13 protein-coding genes and 1 pseudogene are annotated in these 18,238 nt (G+C 42.4%); 5 read left to right on the forward strand and 9 right to left on the reverse strand.

Annotated elements, in window-relative coordinates; translation table 11 throughout:
- Positions 1–82: 82 nt before the first annotated feature.
- Together AC0OMU_RS19385 and AC0OMU_RS19390 are read right to left on the reverse strand one after the other, a co-directional pair.
- On the reverse strand, positions 83–6,043 hold the full coding sequence (locus AC0OMU_RS19385) for a SpaA isopeptide-forming pilin-related protein (protein ID WP_474241430.1): 5,961 nt from the start codon (positions 6,041–6,043) through the stop codon (positions 83–85).
- A gap of 317 nt (positions 6,044–6,360) precedes the next feature.
- Positions 6,361–7,437, reverse strand: a complete 1,077-nt coding sequence (locus AC0OMU_RS19390) for a response regulator (protein WP_015384861.1) — start codon at positions 7,435–7,437, stop codon at positions 6,361–6,363.
- 806 nt (positions 7,438–8,243) lie between these two features.
- On the opposite strand from AC0OMU_RS19390, the pseudogene AC0OMU_RS19395 reads away from it, so the two are divergent.
- Positions 8,244–9,557, forward strand: a pseudogene (locus AC0OMU_RS19395) (sensor histidine kinase); the annotation flags it as partial.
- Between the two features lie 177 nt (positions 9,558–9,734).
- Positions 9,735–10,706 (forward strand): histidine kinase, encoded by a 972-nt coding sequence (locus tag AC0OMU_RS19400; RefSeq protein WP_236822454.1) that lies wholly within the window; start codon positions 9,735–9,737, stop codon positions 10,704–10,706.
- 46 nt (positions 10,707–10,752) lie between these two features.
- Here the strand turns inward: AC0OMU_RS19400 and mscL are convergent, their stop codons facing one another.
- Both mscL and fabZ read right to left on the reverse strand, forming a co-directional pair.
- Entirely contained in the window at positions 10,753–11,148 is a 396-nt protein-coding gene (gene mscL / locus AC0OMU_RS19405) for a large conductance mechanosensitive channel protein MscL (RefSeq protein ID WP_474241431.1), read from the reverse strand.
- Positions 11,149–11,220: 72 nt separating this feature from the next.
- Positions 11,221–11,646, reverse strand: a complete 426-nt coding sequence (gene fabZ / locus AC0OMU_RS19410; RefSeq protein WP_003221796.1) for a 3-hydroxyacyl-ACP dehydratase FabZ — start codon at positions 11,644–11,646, stop codon at positions 11,221–11,223.
- Positions 11,647–11,837: 191 nt separating this feature from the next.
- Here fabZ and rapD point away from each other — a divergent pair, with 191 nt between their 5' ends.
- Complete coding sequence (gene rapD, locus AC0OMU_RS19415) at positions 11,838–12,902, forward strand: aspartate phosphatase RapD (RefSeq protein ID WP_014478211.1); 1,065 nt, start codon at positions 11,838–11,840, stop codon at positions 12,900–12,902.
- 22 nt (positions 12,903–12,924) lie between these two features.
- Here the strand turns inward: rapD and flhP are convergent, their stop codons facing one another.
- The 5 genes from flhP to AC0OMU_RS19440 all read right to left on the reverse strand — a co-directional run bounded on the left by flhP (position 12,925) and on the right by AC0OMU_RS19440 (position 16,315).
- A complete protein-coding gene (gene flhP / locus AC0OMU_RS19420) occupies positions 12,925–13,734 on the reverse strand; it encodes a flagellar hook-basal body complex protein FlhP (RefSeq protein WP_047183322.1) in 810 nt (269 codons plus the stop codon).
- A 32-nt stretch (positions 13,735–13,766) separates the two neighbouring features.
- Positions 13,767–14,579, reverse strand: a complete 813-nt coding sequence (gene flhO / locus AC0OMU_RS19425; RefSeq protein ID WP_015251036.1) for a flagellar hook-basal body complex protein FlhO — start codon at positions 14,577–14,579, stop codon at positions 13,767–13,769.
- Positions 14,580–14,741: 162 nt separating this feature from the next.
- Positions 14,742–15,743, reverse strand: coding sequence for a cell shape-determining protein Mbl (gene mbl / locus AC0OMU_RS19430; protein ID WP_003227776.1), 1,002 nt, complete (start codon positions 15,741–15,743; stop codon positions 14,742–14,744).
- 165 nt (positions 15,744–15,908) lie between these two features.
- Entirely contained in the window at positions 15,909–16,190 is a 282-nt protein-coding gene (spoIIID, locus tag AC0OMU_RS19435; protein WP_003221804.1) for a sporulation transcriptional regulator SpoIIID, read from the reverse strand.
- A gap of 14 nt (positions 16,191–16,204) precedes the next feature.
- Complete coding sequence (locus AC0OMU_RS19440; protein WP_010886628.1) at positions 16,205–16,315, reverse strand: protein usd; 111 nt, start codon at positions 16,313–16,315, stop codon at positions 16,205–16,207.
- 224 nt (positions 16,316–16,539) lie between these two features.
- On the opposite strand from AC0OMU_RS19440, the gene AC0OMU_RS19445 reads away from it, so the two are divergent.
- The gene (locus AC0OMU_RS19445) at positions 16,540–16,953 is read left to right on the forward strand and encodes a MarR family winged helix-turn-helix transcriptional regulator (RefSeq protein ID WP_003227771.1); all 414 of its coding nucleotides are present in this window, start codon (positions 16,540–16,542) and stop codon (positions 16,951–16,953) included.
- A gap of 21 nt (positions 16,954–16,974) precedes the next feature.
- A complete protein-coding gene (locus AC0OMU_RS19450; RefSeq protein WP_003227769.1) occupies positions 16,975–18,165 on the forward strand; it encodes an MFS transporter in 1,191 nt (396 codons plus the stop codon).
- Positions 18,166–18,238: the final 73 nt, after the last annotated feature.

Here is an 18,238-nt window from a genome sequence, read left to right on the forward strand (position 1 = left end):
TTATGCAACCTTCTAAAAACGCTTCGTGTCACTTTTCAAAAAAGCACCTGATCGATTCTTCGATGATCAGGTGCCTTCAACTTTATCCTTTTCTTTGTTTCTTTCTTGAGGCAACAGCTAAGCCTCCGCCTGCCATAAGGAGCAGGATACCGATCATTGCTGTCAGCATGCTGTCTGTATCTCCGGTTTTTGGGAGGGTTTTGTCTGTGTTCGACTGACCATCCGAGCTGCCATCTGTACCATTGGTATTCGGATGATCTCCATCGTCTTTTCCATTTCCACCCGGTGCAGGTTTATCAGGATGATCATGCTTATCAGGCGTTGGTGTTTTCACTTTTTGATTAGAAACAACGATCTCAACAGCTTTTGACTGTCCTTTCTCAATTGTGAATTCAATCGGTGTTTCGTCAAGTTGGTAACCTTCGGGTGCCTTCGTTTCAATCAACTGGTAGCTTCCCGGCGCAAGGCCTTTTACAGTGAACTGCCCATTTTGATCTGTTTTCCAGAGTTTAGAAAGCTCTTTTCCATACCCGTCAGTTTTTACAGGCTTGCCGCTTTCATCCAATAACTTGAATTCAGCGCCCTCCAAAACGGTATTTTTATCGTCTTGATCCACTTTTTTCACATTTACGTCACCTGGTGCCAATATGTTTTCCGCAGTGATTTCGACTGATTTCGTGTCTGTATTTGTGATCTTGAACGATATAGGAGTTTGGTCCAACTCATAATCCTTAGGCGCTTTTGTTTCGACAAACTGATAATCGCCAGCTTTGAGGCCATGCACTGTGATTTGTCCTTTGTCATCGGTAACCAAACCGGACTTCAGCACTTTGCCGTTGGCGTCTGTCAAATTGAACTCTGCGCCTTGCAGAACTTTATGTTGATCATGCTGATCCACTTTTGTGAGGACAACCCGGTTCTTCGTATTAACCGCTGTTACTTCAACTTGTTTAGGTTTGCCGCCGTTTTCTGCCTTAATGGTGAATGGCACAAGGATGGCGGATAATAGATACCCGTCTGGCGCCTGTTTTTCGATAAATTGATAGCTTCCCGGCGCTAACCCGTCAACTTCAATTTTGCCGCCTTCTTTTGAGACTAGATCGTCTCTCACTGTTTTCCCATTGCTGTCCGTGATTTTGAATACCGCGCCGGCTAAGCCTTTTCCATCTTGATCTTCCTTCGTCAGCTGAACCGATCCTTGATAGTTCACGACGATCCCGGCATCCGCGGATTTTGGCTTTCCTGCTGCTGATTCAGAAATGGTAAACTCTTTTTTCTCAGTGTTTAGCACATAACCGGATGGCGCTTTCGTTTCAACAAAGGCGTAACGTCCCGGCACAAGGCCCGAAGCCTTTACTTTTCCATCTTTATCGGAAGTCAGCTCTTCTTGAACCGTATTTCCTTCCTCGTCGACAATGTTGAATACTGCACCTTCAAGCTTCTTGCCTTCAGCATTTTCCTTCGTCAACTCAACGGAGCCTTTATGATTAATGGCGATCCCGGCATCTGTAGCTTCAGGCTTTCCTTCAGAGGAATCAGAAATCTCAAACTCTATTTTCTCAGTGTTCAGCACATAACCGGATGGCGCTTTTGTTTCCACAAAAGCGTATTGTCCCGGTGCAAGGCCTGAAGCTGTGACTTTCCCGTTTTTATCTGAGGTCAGTCCTTCTTGAACCGTATTACCTTCCTTGTCGATAATCTTAAAGACGGCTCCTTCAAGCTTCTGGCCATCTGCATCTTCCTTCGTCAGCTCAACAGAGCCTTTATCGTTAACGGCGATTCCGGCATCTGCGGCTTCAGGCTTTCCTGCTGCTGATTCTGAGATGGTAAATTCTTTTTTCTTTGTATTCAGCACATAGCCGGCTGGCGCTTTTGTTTCCACAAAAGCGTAATGGCCCGGTGCAAGGCCCGAAGCCTCAATTTTTCCGTCTTTATCTGAAGTCAGCTTCTCTTGAACGATCTTTCCATCTTGATCGACAATGTTGAATACTGCGCCTTCAAGTTTCTGGCCTTCAGCATTTTCCTTCGTCAGAGAGACTTTTCCTTGATAATTGGTCATTGCCCCCAAATTGACGTCAGACACTTGATTCTTTTCATTCTTTGCGATTGAGAAGTGAATCGCTTTTGTGTTTACGATAAAGCCTTCAGGAGCTTGTGTTTCTGTCAAACGATAGTAGCCCGCCGGCAAACCGTTCATTTCTACTTTTCCGTCTTTATCAGATTTTATATCTGTTCGTATGAGAGTATAGGTGCCGTCATTTGACTTTTTCTCCAGCTTGAAAACAGCACCCGCCAAAGGATTGTTTTGTTCGTCTTGTTTGATAAGCGTCACCTTGTTCTGTTGATTTACGACTTTGTACAGCGCTCCTTGCTTGGAGGAGTTGCTGTCTATCTTTACAGAAACTCCTTTTGCATAAGCATCACTGATGGTATATCCGTCAGGCGCTTTTACTTCTTTTAATACATAGGAACCGTAGCGAATATTTCCGAATGTAAGCTTCCCGCCGGCATCCGTCGTACCAGTGCGGAGGAGCTGTTTGGAGTCCTCAGACCATAACTGGAATTCTGCTCCTTCAAGAGCTTTATCGTCCTCTCCAGTCTTAAAAATCGTCAGGCTTCCTTTTTCTCCGGATCCGGAACCGTCGCCGCTTGAAATGGCAACAAAGATCGAGCTGCTGTTTTCTTGAGTCTGCTCCTTCACATTTGTTCCTGAAATGGACACCTTATTTTTAACATGGCCGCTCGTGCCGGCTATGTTAATCAGAGACCGGTATTTGATCACATAAGCGCGGTCAATTTGTTTATAGCTGCCTATAAATGTCAGGACAAATGATTGTTCACCTGTTGTATTGTCCGTTTTGATGTCTAACGTGTAGTCTTTGTCTTTTTGAAGCTCGACATCTCCCGCGGTCAGATTTCCGCTGGTGTCTTTGACCACTCCGTTTTCATCATACTTTGCTTGATACACTTTAAAAGAATCCGCATCTAATATTTGATTTTCATCCGGCGTATCAGTAACTTTTACGTCATCCAGCGTTGATTGGCTGGAGTTGACATTGATGTTCCAATCGATGTAGCTTCCATTTTGTTTGCCGCCTTTAAAAACCAGGCTTCCTCCGTTCGTAACTGAAACAGAGCCTGTCAACGTGCGGTCTGCATAACCGTCATTATAGTATGTTGCCTTGTTTGTATACTGATTCTGATCAATGACCTGTCCTTTGAGTGATGTCTTAAACTCAATCAGATATGGTACAGAATCGCCTGTTTTAAGGTGTACCGTCAGCGTGCGTTCATTTTTCGCAGAAGGCTCTTCGACATCATACTTGGAAGGATCAAGCGCGTCTCCTTCTGTGATCGAGCCGTTTTTATTGATCGTATAACTCTTAACGACAACGGAACCTGGCACAAATTGCTGAGGATCTGTTATGGCATCTTTGATATAAGGGTTTTTCGTCGGCTCGCCGTTATAGTTGACACCGATTTTCCACGTGATTTCCTTTGAAACCGCGTTATATGATCCGTTTTTGAAACCATTATTTGAAGTCTGATGATTCGGCGTAAAACCGCTTGATACCTTATTCGTGCGCTCATTGCCGTTTTGATCAGTCCATGTCGACTGAGCTGTATTCTTAACGCTTTCGTTAGAATAATCGGCATTGAACGTTGTCGTATAAGTGATCTTAAATTGACTGTCTGTTTTTGCATAATCCCCGATCAATGCCAAAGTAAAGCCTTTATGATCCGGTTTTTTTATTAACGTGTAGTCTATGTCTTTCTGCAATGTTTTGTTGTTCGTTGTGTCTTGAAGCTTGAACGATTCATCAAGCAGAACCATTCCGCCGCTTTCAAATTGATCATTCAAAGTCCAATTGTTCATCAAGTATTTATTTTTATTAACTGTAATCGTCCAATCAGCCGTCTTCTTCTCATAATCTACGTTTGAATATCCTTTGATGAGGTTTTGCTGAATGGCTATTCCGGAAGCCTCTTTTGAATCCCCTGTTCCGGTCACAACGCTATTGGTGTATGTTGTAGATTTATCAATGATCACTCCGCTGTTGACCTTTGTTTGATATATGATTTTGTAAGCGCTCGTTACGTTTTTATTAAATTTGACTTCAAATCCGCTTCCATTATCGATGAGCGTGTAGTCCTCGCCTTCCTTTAAAGGCGTGCCCGCTTGCTCACTGCCATTCTGACCAAAGGTAATAGGAATAACCTTCAAAGAATCTTTCACAAGATGCAAATCACCAGTTCCAAAAGAATCTTTAATACTGGCCTTGGATTGGTCGATCTGTTTCTCACCGTAGTTGTATGCAAGAGCCCAGCTGAATGTTTGAGATTCTCCATCATAGCCGGTCGATGATTTCGCGATCATTTTTCCATACTTGGCTGCAACAGTGGCTTCTGCAGAAATGGGTTCCAGGTTGTCTCCGCTGAATGCCGCCTTATTCGTCAGCGTTATATTTCCGCCTTCACTCGGCTTCGCACTATTGTCAATGTCGGTTTCGTATACAAGGCGGTAGGCTGAATCAATTGTCCCGTCAAATGTGACATTTCCTTTTGAATCAACACTGTAGCCGGAAGAAACTTCATTTCCTCTGCTGACAGAACCATCAATGTTCACATTGAGTTCATACACTTTAACTGAACGGTAGATTACGCCATCTGGAAGGCTTTCCGTGAGTTTGGCATTTTTGACTTGATCCAACTTTTTATTGACATCGACCGTCCATGTTACTTTACCAGGGTTGATGCCTTTATCCAGCACACCTGATTTATCAATGGTTTTACTCACATTGGGTTTAAAATAAACTGTTGTTTCAGGAGTATCGGAATTTACAGGGAATGGAATCTTTTGTGTTGTCGAACCCGTTATTTTTTTCTCGTTGAACTGCGTATTGATAACCAATGTGCCTTTGACATTAGAACTGTCTTTTACCTCGCCGTTAAATGTCATCACCACATGTCCGTTCGTATCAATAGAAAATGTCCCGTAGGTGGTGTCTCCGGCGCCTAACGGCAGGTTCACAATGTCATTATGCATAATAAATTCTTTAGGCAAATCAAATTCATATTTATCGCCGGCATTGATCGTTTTTCCTAAATCGTCAGGAATAGCCCAATCAATTGAAATTTTCACCGGAGAATTCGTATTGGCGCGATTGCCCTTGTCATATGGCTTTCCGTTTTCGTCCGTCAATGTCACGCCGGTTAAAATGTTTTGCGTGATTTGTTTTTCTTCAGTTTGCAAGCTTTTGAAAGCTGATTGACTTGAGGATGACACTTTTTTTGAATCATCACTCTTAGAGGATTCGCCGCTCTTAGAGTCTGACGGTTGCTGTTCTTCCTCTTTTTGATCCTTGCTGACTGAAGGTGCAGGTTTGTCATCTGTCCCTTCCTGATCACCCGCAGTATCAGAAGAGTCATTTTTTGGATCTTCCGCCTCGGCATCTGGTGTCTCCTCTTTCTTAACAGGGATGATCACCTGCTGAGTTTTGCCTCCCCCTAGCTGAAAAAGGGCTGCTGCTGTATGTTCATCGTCTTTTACATCTGCAGTAAATTTAGCTGACAATGTAATGGTCCCCTTGGCATCAGGAGAATCCGCAGATGCAGTTGTTAATTTTACCTTCATGGTGCTGCTGCCCGCCGGCACTTGATAGCTGCCGATGACCTGATCAGCAGATTTGATCTCACCTTCTGCACCTTTATCAAATGTAAAGCTTTTAGGTATCTCCACATTGATATCCTGTTCGCTATCTGCTTTTTTGTCTTTTTTCAATGACCATTCATATGTCAGTTTCACTTCGTCCCCCGGTGTTAGTGCCGGTTTGTTTCCTTTTGATCCGTCAACAATCTGGCCCTTGGCGTCCTTAACTGTTACCGAATCGAAGAATTGGCTGTCACTTGACGTTACGTCCACAGCCTGTGCTGTAAGAGTATAGCTGGCGATCTGGCTGAAGAAGAAAAAGATGGCAAGGCTTATGATCATAACGATCCGCCCGCTTTTTTTCAGCCCTAAGGGAAAACTCCTCGTTCTCAACTTTTCATTCCTCCCTTTCTTATCTATCTTTCACTTGCCGATTGATCCGCGAGACCATAACATCATGTCTCATCCTCCAAAAAGAACTGCTAATACCGAATGAGTTTCAAAACTAAGATTTGCCATCCGAACCAAACTACATTGTATGAAATGGAACTATACAATTTCTGTACAACTCAGAAATCATGTATGATTGAAGTGAATTGGAGAGAGTTGAAGTTTCACCCAGGAGACATATGGCGAGGGCCTTCCCTTTAAGTGAACAAAAAAACCAGTGTGCATCGAAAGGCAATCGACACATACTGGTTTGGCGTTCTTTAATTAATTTGATCCTTCATTTGTTTATAACGCTGATATTCTTTTATCGCCTCTTCTACCTTCCCGTTTTTGTTGAATAGCTGCAGCTTGTATTGCATAATTTTATGATCGCAAGGCTCAATTTTCTCCGCTTGCAGGCAAATGTCCATCGCTTGATGATCGTTCATTTCATGAATATGATAATCGATCAGTTCATAGGCCTTTCCAAGCCAAAGCTGGGAAAGACGCGTCTTTTCCGGTTCTGCCCAAAGATAACCGTGCTCCATTAGGTAATGATTTTGATAGGACATGAAAATATCCATGTGCAGATGTAATGTAGCCGTATTGAGCGGCGGCGCCCCTTTTAGTGATTTTTCCCATTCGACAACATCGATTTTTGCGCCTGAAAGCCGAAGAATATATCCAGTATCAGTCTTCTCGATAGTTTGGCTGAAAGGGATCTGGCTGAATAATTTTCGTATTTGATAAATGGTTGAGTAAAGTTGGGTGCTTGCTTTTGAAACATCGTAATGAGGCCAAAAAAGATCGATTAGCATGTCTTTACTGACCACATGGCCTTGATTGTGAAGCAAAAATAAGTATATTTCACGTGCTTTCGACGTTCTCCACTTGACTGGAATGCTTGTTTTGACATCCTTTAAGGTTTGATGAAACTGCAAGCTCCCAAAACATTGGATGGAAAAATGCGCCTCGGTATTTTCTGCATTTTGTCTGAGCATATTATTCGTTTTGATTCGTTCAACAGTTGTCTCAAGCCGCTTGTATATGACAGGCTTCAGCAAATAATCAATGGCATTCAGCTCAAACGCTTTGATAGCAAACTCATTATAAGCCGTGATGAAAACGACTTGGATGTTTTCATTCATCGATTGAATCGCCTCAGCAAGCTCAATGCCGTTTACCCCCGGCATTTCAATATCAAGAAACACCGCATCTACAGCAGGAGTCTCAGGATGCTCTAAGGCCTCAACCGGATCTTGATACGCCATAATAGATTGAAAGGCGTTTGTTCGTTCAAGCATTTTCTTAAAATGAAGCAATGCCAAGTGCTCATCATCAACAATTAACGCTTTCACAAAACATCCCACCCTATATGTAAAATCGAGATATCAGTAAATAACTTCTATTATATCATGACAAATAACCCCTTTATCTGGATTCTTTTTCTTTCTATTGTAGTTTTTGAAATTTTGCACTTACAATATTTATAAAAAAGTAGGAATTTAGAATGATCCTATTTGAATAAAGGAGCCATGATATGAAAGAGAAATTGATCTTCACTTCGATTATTTTCGGTTATGCTGCATTCTTTATGGGCTTCATAGCCATTGACCATTTTTCCGGATCAACGCTTCCTGCGGCAAGGCATGGGGTCATGAACTTGGAGAATTGGGATTTTCAGAAGGATGGGAATGTACAGCTGAACGGAAAATGGACATTGTATCCAAATCAGATTCTGTCACCAAAAGAGATCGCTTCAGCAAAAGGAAAAGATTCTCTCTTCGTTGATGTCCCCAGCAATGTGAAGCTAGCCAAGCAGGGTATCAATGTGGATTACGGAACGTACAAGCTGACCATCAGATCAAAGCAAAACAATCAGGTTTTTGGGATCAGCACGTCGTTTATTTACAGTGCCAATCGCATCTATTTTAATGGACAATTCATTGGCCAAAGCGGCAGCCCTTCAGATAAACCTGATTTTGCGGCACAAAACCGCCCATATACGAGCTTTTTTACGCTTCACAAGGGTGACAATGAACTTGTCGTACAATTTTCGAACTTCGGAAAAACGCCGGGATGGGGAATCGCAAAGCCAATTACTTTTGGCACCCAGGAGCAAATAGTCCGGGAAAACAAAATTTCCTTTCTTAATGATACAATCATGATTACAGCTTTTTTCATTACCGGATTATATTTTCTGGGCTTTTTCCTGCAAAGAAAAAAAGATAAACATTTGTTGTTTTTTTCTGTTATGTGTCTTCTGTTTTCGTTCATTATTCTGATGATCGGAAAAGAGCGGATTATATTTCTCCTTTATCCGTCAATTTCATTTTCATTGCTAAATTCATTGAGGGCCATCTCTACAGTGCTTGTCAGCATTGCGGTTTTTCTTTATCTCTATTTTGCTTACAGAGAGATTGTTTCAAAGCGTTTTATTCGCATAGCCACCGTTTCTTCCGGGCTGGTCTTAGTCACAGATTTTTTAACTGTCGGTTTTATCGGCCATGCCTCGTACATCTTACATTCTGTGCTAGCGGTCTCGACTCTGGTTTATATTACATATATTTTTACGATTGCTGCGATCCGCAAAATGGAAGGAAGTCTGTATCTGACCATCGCCTCTATATCAATGAGTGCTTTTGTCATTTTAACCACCATTTCAGCTTACAGCGGCAAAACAGCCTTTTCTTTTAATTCGATTTATTCATTGCCAACAGTTATCGCTTTGCTGGCGATCGTTCTGCTGATGGCGCAGCAATTTGCCGGAGCATTCCGTGAAAATGAAGTGCTGTCGTGGAAATTGCTCAGAATTGACCGGCTAAAGGATGAATTTATTGCCAAAACATCACATGAATTTAAAACACCGCTGAACAGCATCATTAATATATGCCAGACCCTGCTGGCCGGCAAGGGAAAAAGAACGATAGAAGAAGAGAAAGAAAATATGCAGCTCGTCATCCGCATGGGCTACAGGCTGTCCAATCTGGTAAATGACATCCTGGATTTAGAAAAAATAAAGCAAGGCATGCTTCAAATCCACCCGGTTCCTGTTGATATTTATACTTTAGTTTGTTCGGAAATGAATTTCTACAACCTCTTATCGAGACATAAAAACTTAAATATCATGAACCATATCCCAGACGATCTTCCTTTGGTGCTCACAGATGAAAACCGCTTCCGCCAAATATTAACCAATTTAGTAGACAATGCAATCAAATATACAACAGAGGGCCAAATCACACTTTCTGCTTCAAGACTGAACGATAACATGATCAAAGTGACAGTAGCAGATACAGGAAGCGGCATTTCAGAAGCCGATCGCCAAACCATCTTTGAGTCTTTTCAGCAAGCCGAAAAGAATAAAGACGATGGTGCCGGTCTTGGCCTCAGCATTGTCAAACAGCTGGTTCAGCTCCAAAACGGAGATATTTGGGTCGAATCAGAAGAAGGAAAAGGTTCGGCATTCCATTTCACCTTGCCGATCGCCCAAAATGAATCTGTCTCTGAAACAAAGAAACGTCTTCCTGAATTACAATCCGAGAGAGATCTATCAGATATCTCATTTAGCACGCCTTATTACTCTGAGAGTATTGACGCTCCAACCATTCTGATTGTCGATGATAACATTGACAGTTTAAAAATTTTAAACGATATGCTTGAAGGTGTGCCCTACAATGTGATTGCTGCGAAGAACGGAAAGGAAGCATTAGAAATCATCTCTTGCACAAAGCTTGATTTGGTTATTTTGGACTTGATGATGCCGGATATGACTGGTTTCGAAGTCTGTATGAAAATTCGCGAACGATTCAGCATGGTTGATCTTCCGGTTCTGATCATTACAGCTGCCATTATCGGCCATGACAAATACAAGGCTTTTCATGCCGGAGCGAATGACATTTTGCAAAAACCTTATCATTACTCTGAATTTATGGCGCGTATTCAAAATCTGATCATGATGAAACATACAGCAAATCAAGCCACAAGAATGGAAATGGCATTTCTCCAGTCGCAAATCAAGCCTCATTTTCTTTATAATGTATTAAACACAATTATTTCTCTCACTCATTTGGATATTGAAAAGGCCCGGGAGGTAACAGAGGAATTTACCAACTATTTAAGAATGAGTTTTGACTTTCAAAATACATCAGCCATCAGTTCCTTCAGACATGAGCTTTCGATTATCAATTCCTATCTTTCTATAGAAAAGACGCGATTCGGTAATCGGCTTGAGGTTCTTTTCGATATAGATGAAGATATTGACTTTATCCTTCCGCCTTTAATGATTCAGCCCTTGGTGGAAAATGCCGTTCTTCACGGTGTCAGCAAGAAAAGAGGCGGAGGATGGATCAAACTGACAGCTAAAAAACAATGCAAAAATGAGTATCACATCAAAGTAGAGGATAACGGTGCCGGGATGACTCCGGAAAAACAAAAAGACCTCTTATCAACGGATTTTGATCGCAGCGTCGGATTGAAAAATATCAATCAGCGGCTGAAACATTTTTGCGGCAGCGAGTTGATGATCAGCAGCACTCCGGATGCAGGCACCTCTGTCTCAATGCTCATTCATCTCGCTGAAACAACGGAAAGCCCCGCGGGACTGAAGGACATAGAACGAACTTAAACGAAAATTGAGATAAAAAAAGACGCCGTTTCCAACGGCATCTTTTTTATTCCGGCGACTTTGCTTGCTGCTTCAGCAGGTCTCTGATTTCTTTCAGCAGCTCCTCCTGCGCATCCACCGCTTCCTCCGCAGCCTCTTCTTCTGCTGCTTCTTTTTTGCGCCTTAACCCATTCAAAGTCCGAATGACGATAAAAATGGAGAACGATATAATTAAGAAGTTCACAATCGTCTGTATAAAGCTGCCATACTTCACTACAGCATCGCCAAACGTAAACGACAGGCCTGAAAAGTCAAGCCCTCCCAGCAGCAAACCGATCAAAGGCATAATGATATCATTTACTAGAGATGTGACGATCTTTCCGAAAGCGCCGCCTATCACAACACCAATCGCAAGGTCTACGATATTCCCCCGCATGGCAAAGGCTTTAAATTCACTCCACATACAATCACCTGCTTTTCTATATTTGTAAAGAAAAAAAGACAAATGTGCCGCTGGCCATCTGCCTTTTTTCAATTATTCTCCGAGGGCAAAAGTCAGTTCTACTTCGCAAACGACTTCGCCATCAACTGTGGCAACGCCTTTTCCGCGCCCGATTGTGCCGCGGGCACGAATGATTTCAACCTCAAGGTGAAGCTGGTCACCAGGCTTGACTTGTTTTTTAAAGCGGCAGTTATCAATGCCTGCAAAAAAAGCCAGTCTGCCGCGGTTTTCTTCTTTAATCAACATCGCAACAGCTCCGACTTGAGCGAGTGCTTCTACGATTAATACGCCGGGCATAACCGGGTACTGAGGAAAATGTCCGTTAAAGAACTCTTCATTAGCGGTTACATTTTTATAGCCTTTTGCCCGTTTGCCCTCTTCAACTTCCGTAATCCGATCCACAAGCAAAAACGGATAACGGTGAGGAATAATTTCTTTAATTTGCTGAGTATCAAGCATTGTCTTGACATCTCCTTCATCTGCATTAGTATGTATAGCAATCATCAAAGATCCAATCTGTACATTTGAAAAGTATATTATGAATTAATCTCTTTTTCAACCGCGCTAAAATGTAACCAACTGTCAATGAGAGCCGTCAAAAGTTATGATATGATAATTATAGATTTTACCAATAGCAAAGAGGTAGGAAAATGATTTCGAAGTTTATTGAAAAAAGAATGCTAAACATGTTAGACGAGTGGTATTCCGCAATGAGCAAACGCAAAATGAATCACGTTTGCACACTGAAAGAGAAAATTGATCAGCACCTTCCGAAGATCAAAAAGAACACAAAACTTTGGATGCGTTATCAATTGTTTCAGGCCCGCCATCAGCTGCTTTTTGAAAACCAGAACGGACTCGATTCATTGTTCGATGACCTATATGGCCTGGAAGACAAAATGGATGATGAATTGAAATATTATCTGTATTTTTTCTCTGGGTTATATGAGATGGTAAAAACAGCTCCGAAACATGCAGTACATCATTTTAAAAAAGCTGAACAGTACCTGGCCGCCATTCAAAATACGTTTGAAGCCGCTGATTTATATTATCAAACCGCCGGTGCCTATTACTTGATGAAATCACCGCCGCTTTCCATCCAATACGTCAAAAAAGCATTACACATCTATTTGCACCAATTCGGCTATATCAAAAAGGTAATCACCTGTAAGCTTTTGCTCGCCGTGAATTATATTGATCAAGAACGCTATGAAAAAGCTGAACAGCTTTTCAAAGAAATCATTAAGAAAACCCAGCAACTACATGACGAAAACCTGCTATGCCACGCTTATTATAACCTTGGCTTTTTAAAAGCGACCGAGAAAAAAGACCAGGAAGCGCTTCTTTACTTTAGAAAAGTATTAAAGAATCAAGAATTTGAAATGAATTCACCAGTCTCATATCTTCATTGTGTGTACGAGTCTGTCAGAGCGCTTTTTAAAACAGGAAACATCACAGAAGCTAAAGCCGTCCTTCAAAAAGGAAAAGAATTATCTGAAAAGGTAGACATTCAAACCATTTATTTAAAATTAAAAACGCTTGAAGCCCTCTACACATCAGCCGAAGACCCCTATGAGCAGCTGCTCGAATATGTGCTTGAATTAGAAAAAATCGAGGCGTGGGTGGATTTAGAAGTGCTGTTAGAAGATATTACGGAATACTACAAAAAAAAGGACGATTTCGAAAAAGCCGCTTTTTTTATCATGCGCGGCTGATTGAAAAACGCCCATTTTCTTATTATCTGACTGAATTGATTAAACCGAGCATTTGATCTCCCATTGTGATCGTTCTGCTGTTCAGCTGATATGAACGCTGGGACGTGATCAAATCTGTCATTTGTTCTGAAATATCGACATTGGACATCTCAAGTGAGCCCTGCTGCATGCCGATGTTTTGTCTATTAGCGCCGTTCAGCTCTTCAAAAGCTGCCGCATTATCAATAGAGAAAAGGTTATTCCCTTCGGATTTCAGCTCTTGAGGGTTATTCACTTGGACAACGCCAAGATTAAACCGCTGAACCGCGTTTCCGTCAGATGCGGTTAAGGTGCCGTTCTTATTGATGGTGATATTCTTCATTGAGCTGTTGATGTTCACTGTATTGCCGTTCTCATCAAGTACGGGATACCCATTTCCAGTGACGAGTTGCAGCTGGTTGGCATTCGCAGCGGACGGCGTTACATACAGCGCCCCGTCCCTCGTATACTGGCGGTTTCCATTTACATTTACCTGAAGATATTGGTATGGAGACGTAAATGCGATGTCCAGATCGCGATCCGTCTTCTGAATGCTCCCTTGATCAGAGACAAGGCGTGAATTCATCATCGCCCCGACGCCAAGGCGCAAGCCGGGCGGCGTTTTTCGGGCTTTTGCCACTTCCTCGTTTTTTTCATCAACCTGATCGAATTGCTGTCTGACAAGCTCAGAAAAATTCGTATCTTTTGCCTTATAGCCGGTTGTGTTGCTGTTTGAAAGGTTGCTGCTGATTGTGTCAATCTGCTGCTGCAGCTGGTTTAAGGTTGTTGATGCCGTTAGCATTGACCTGAGCATAGTTGATGTCCCCCGTTTTTTCTTCCGTTATCTTAAATTTTCCCAATTTCATTTGCTGCTTTATCCATACTTTTATCGTAAGCCTGAATAACCTTCTGATTCGCCTCAAACGATCTGTACGCTTCAGTCATTTCTGTATAGGCGCTTGTCACATCCACGTTTGAAAGCTCTGAGACGCCTTGTTTTAATGAATAGGATACCTGATTATTTCCGGCTGCGCTTGGCAGATCATTACCGTCCGCCGTGCTGTACAAATCATTTCCGTCCCGTTTGAGATTGCGGACATCTTCCGCCATTCTGACATCAATCTGGCCGGCTGTGCGTCCGTTCGTTGTCACAGTACCGTTTTCAGACACAGTGAAATTCTCATTATCAACAGTGATTGGCTGGCGATCCGTCGATAAAATAGGGCGTCCGTTGATCGTCAGCTGATTGTTCTCATTTAGTGAAAATGTGCTACTTTTTGAATAACGGATTCCATCCGCTGTTTGAACCGGATAAAAAAGAGCAGCTTTTTCATTGGTTTCCGCATTCATCGGAACTTGATTTTCGATCAATGCAATGTCTGTAGGCTGGTCTGTGGACTTCAGGCTTCCCTGTGTAAAGAGAGGCTTGAGCTCCTGCATATATACTCCGGTATTCACGGAACCTATTTCCGTCCTTGATGTCCCGGCCGGAGATTTTGATTCTATTCTGCTGAGCAGCATCTCAGGGAACGCGCGCATAGAGCCTTGATCAGCTTTATATCCTGATGTATTTGCGTTAGCAATATTATTTGAAAGCATTTCCGTTCTTCGCTGCTGGGCAATCATTGCGGATGTTGCTGTATATAATCCTTTTAACAAATTTCCCACCTCTAAAAATGGCATTTTTTCCAGTTGTCATATAGGAACGTTCGTTCTATAATAAAAACTCAGTATTTTATCCTATTATCGTCATTTAACATCTTTTCGTGAAGGCTTTTTCATAAAAAAACCTCATTCTTTTTCAGAATGAGGTTTGTGAAATCAGCTTAGTTTGCGTTTAGGAAGCTTGTCCATATTATCAAGCATGACACCTGTGCCGATGGCTACGCAATCCATAGGATTTTCAGCAACGAGGACCGGTACCTTAAGCTCTTCGGCAAGCAGCTGGTCAAGGCCGTTTAAGAGTGCGCCTCCGCCGGTAATAATAACGCCGCGGTCAATAATATCAGCAGAAAGTTCAGGCGGTGTTCTTTCGAGCACTTGTTTCGCAGCCTGAACAATAACAGCGACAGACTCACGAAGGGCTTCTTCAACTTCTTTACTGTTGACTGTAATTGTTCTTGGAAGACCGGAAACCATATCCCGTCCGCGAATGGAAATTTCCTCGTGACGTGCGTCTGGGAAAACAGTTGCGACTTTAATCTTAATATCCTCCGCAGTACGTTCGCCGATCAGCAGCTTGTACTCGCGTTTGATATAATTTAAGATTTCCATATCAAACTTGTCCCCAGCCATTTTAATAGAAGAGGAGGTGACAATATCGCCCATTGAAATAACCGCGATATCCGTCGTCCCGCCTCCGATGTCTACAACCATGTTACCGCTTGGCTGGAATATTTCCATACCCGCGCCGATAGCGGCAACTTTAGGTTCTTCTTCAAGGTACACATGTTTCCCGCCGCTTTTTTCTGCAGCTTCTTTAATTGCTTTTTGCTCAACGGATGTAATATTCGTCGGGCAGCAAATGAGCATGCGCGGCTTTGAGAACAGGCCTTTTACATTCAGCTTGTTAATAAAATGTTTCAGCATTGCTTCTGTTACTTCAAAGTCAGCAATAACTCCGTCTTTCAGCGGGCGAATCGCAACAATATTCCCAGGTGTACGTCCAACCATTCGTCTTGCCTCTTCGCCAACCGCCAGCACTTTGCCGCTGTTTTTATCAAGTGCAACAACGGAAGGTTCATTCAGAACAATTCCTTTACCTTTAACATGGATCAGTACATTTGCAGTACCGAGGTCAATACCAATATCCCTTGCAAACATCTATTTATATCCTCCTTGAAAATCTGTTTCACAGTAAATATCCACATTGTGCCCTAATTATATATATTATCATAAAATATAGAAAAAAAGTTGGAAGCACAATAAGTTCTTTACAAATTTTTGCGGATGTTTTATGAACGATTTCAAGAAGGCAATGCCAGGTGATTACGATTGCTGAACAGGCTCTCCTTCGAGAATTTCATCTTTTTTATATTTGAGCTTTGTCGCTTCTCCTCCTCTTAAATGCCTGATGGATTTATGATAATCGAGTATTTCTTTCACTTCGTTTGCCAAGTCGGGGTTAATTTCAGGCAGACGCTCTGTTAAATCCTTGTGTACTGTACTTTTGGAAACACCAAATTCCTTCGCAATGACACGAACGGTTTTCTTTGTCTCCACGATGTACTTCCCTATCTTGATTGTTCGCTCTTTGATGTAATCGTGCACACCACTCGACCTCCCTAAAATGGATGTGAGAAGTGTGAAATGAGATCCGTATTCTGTAAAGAGTCGTTCATTATGCCGCTTCTTCGTTGTATGGTTTTAAAAGTAAGTTTGTGAAATATGCCCACGATCCCTCACCTCAAACACTCTCTTTGTTAGGTTTGTAACAGTGTATTAGCATTCTTTTGGGAATATGCTAAAAACTCAATAAGGACAAGGGGTGAAACGAACTTTTTCAGATTCAGCAAACTATTTCGCGTCACTAAATTTTCATCTTTACAACTATTGATCGCTCCTGTAAAATGAAATAAGCAATTAGTTACTTAGGTAAGTTTTTTAGAAGGAGACCGACATGTCCTACGTCAACAGACACCTCATTCATCAAATCAACCAAAGCGCCCGCCTGATTGCCAAGAAAGCCAATGAACAGCTAGAGCCATTCGGCCTTTATTCATCTCAATGGTCAGTTTTATATTGTTTGCGTACGATCGGACCAATGACTCAAAAAGAGATTTGGTCCTATTTAAATGTGGAAGCGCCGACTGTGACTCGGACGATCAAACGCCTGGAGGAGAACGGCTGGGTTCAGAGACGGCAAGGTGAAGACAAACGGGAAAAACTTGTTGTCCTCACAAAAGAAGCCGAGAAAAAATACGAAGAAATCAATGTGAAAATGCTGAAATTCGAGGAAGAGCTGCTTGCAGATTTCCGAGATGAAGATAAAGAAGCTTTTTCTCATTTATTCCGCATGTTTTTACAACAATGAAAATAAGGAAGTGACATACATTTGAAAAAAGCGGATGCGATATGGACCAAGGATTTTATTATGGTTCTGCTTGTCAATTTATTTGTGTTTGTGTTCTTTTATACATTTTTAACTGTATTGCCGATCTATACACTGCAAGAGCTTGGCGGCACAGAATCACAAGGCGGGCTTTTAATCAGCCTGTTCCTTCTGTCTGCGATCATTACACGGCCTTTCTCCGGTGCCATCGTTGAGCGTTTCGGGAAGAAAAGAATGGCGATTGTATCAATGGCGCTCTTCGCCCTATCATCTTTTCTGTATATGCCGATTCATAACTTTTCCCTGCTGCTCGGATTGCGGTTCTTCCAAGGGATTTGGTTCAGCATTTTAACGACTGTTACAGGTGCAATTGCCGCTGATATTATTCCAGCCAAACGGCGCGGTGAAGGGCTTGGATACTTTGCCATGTCTATGAACCTCGCTATGGCGATCGGGCCTTTCCTTGGTCTGAATTTGATGAGAGTGGTAAGCTTTCCTGTATTCTTTACAGCCTTTGCGCTGTTTATGGTTGCGGGCTTACTTGTTTCGTTCTTGATAAAAGTGCCGCAAAGTAAGGACAGCGGCACGACTGTATTCCGTTTTGCGTTCTCGGATATGTTTGAAAAGGGCGCACTCAAAATTGCGACGGTCGGTTTGTTTATTTCTTTCTGTTATTCAACTGTCACATCATATCTGTCTGTATTCGCCAAATCAGTTGACCTTTCGGATATCAGCGGATATTTCTTTGTTTGCTTTGCGGTGACAATGATGATTGCACGCCCGTTCACAGGGAAATTGTTCGACAAAGTCGGACCGGGCATTGTCATTTACCCATCAATCCTGATTTTCTCTGTTGGACTCTGCATGCTGTCCTTCACACATAGCGGCTTAATGCTTCTGCTTTCAGGGGCGGTTATCGGTCTTGGCTACGGATCAATCGTTCCTTGCATGCAAACATTGGCGATTCAGAAATCTCCGGCTCACCGCTCCGGTTTTGCAACGGCAACATTCTTTACCTTCTTTGACAGCGGAATTGCTGTAGGATCGTATGTATTCGGATTGTTTGTAGCATCTGCCGGCTTCTCTGCCATTTATTTAACAGCGGGGCTGTTCGTTTTAATTGCCCTGCTTCTCTACACGTGGAGCCAGAAAAAACCTGCAGAGGCTGAAGGAAAAGTGTCTATTGCAGAATAAATTTCAGGCTGCCGGGAAATCCCGGCAGTCTTTTTTGCATATAAAAAACGGCGTCCCTCTCGGTTGAACGAGA

It is taken from the genome of Bacillus sp. FAU18 (assembly GCF_056033885.1).

Excerpts from the sequence above, each read along its gene's own strand:
- AC0OMU_RS19445 (WP_003227771.1), top strand. The coding sequence starts at position 16,540 with ATGTCCTACGTCAACAGACACCTCATTCATCAAATCAACCAAAGCGCC.
- AC0OMU_RS19400 (WP_236822454.1), top strand. The coding sequence starts at position 9,735 with ATGCTTGAAGGTGTGCCCTACAATGTGATTGCTGCGAAGAACGGAAAG.
- mscL (WP_474241431.1), bottom strand. The coding sequence starts at position 11,148 with ATGTGGAGTGAATTTAAAGCCTTTGCCATGCGGGGGAATATCGTAGAC.
- flhP (WP_047183322.1), bottom strand. The coding sequence starts at position 13,734 with ATGCTCAGGTCAATGCTAACGGCATCAACAACCTTAAACCAGCTGCAG.
- mbl (WP_003227776.1), bottom strand. The coding sequence starts at position 15,743 with ATGTTTGCAAGGGATATTGGTATTGACCTCGGTACTGCAAATGTACTG.
- fabZ (WP_003221796.1), bottom strand. The coding sequence starts at position 11,646 with ATGCTTGATACTCAGCAAATTAAAGAAATTATTCCTCACCGTTATCCG.
- rapD (WP_014478211.1), top strand. The coding sequence starts at position 11,838 with ATGATTTCGAAGTTTATTGAAAAAAGAATGCTAAACATGTTAGACGAG.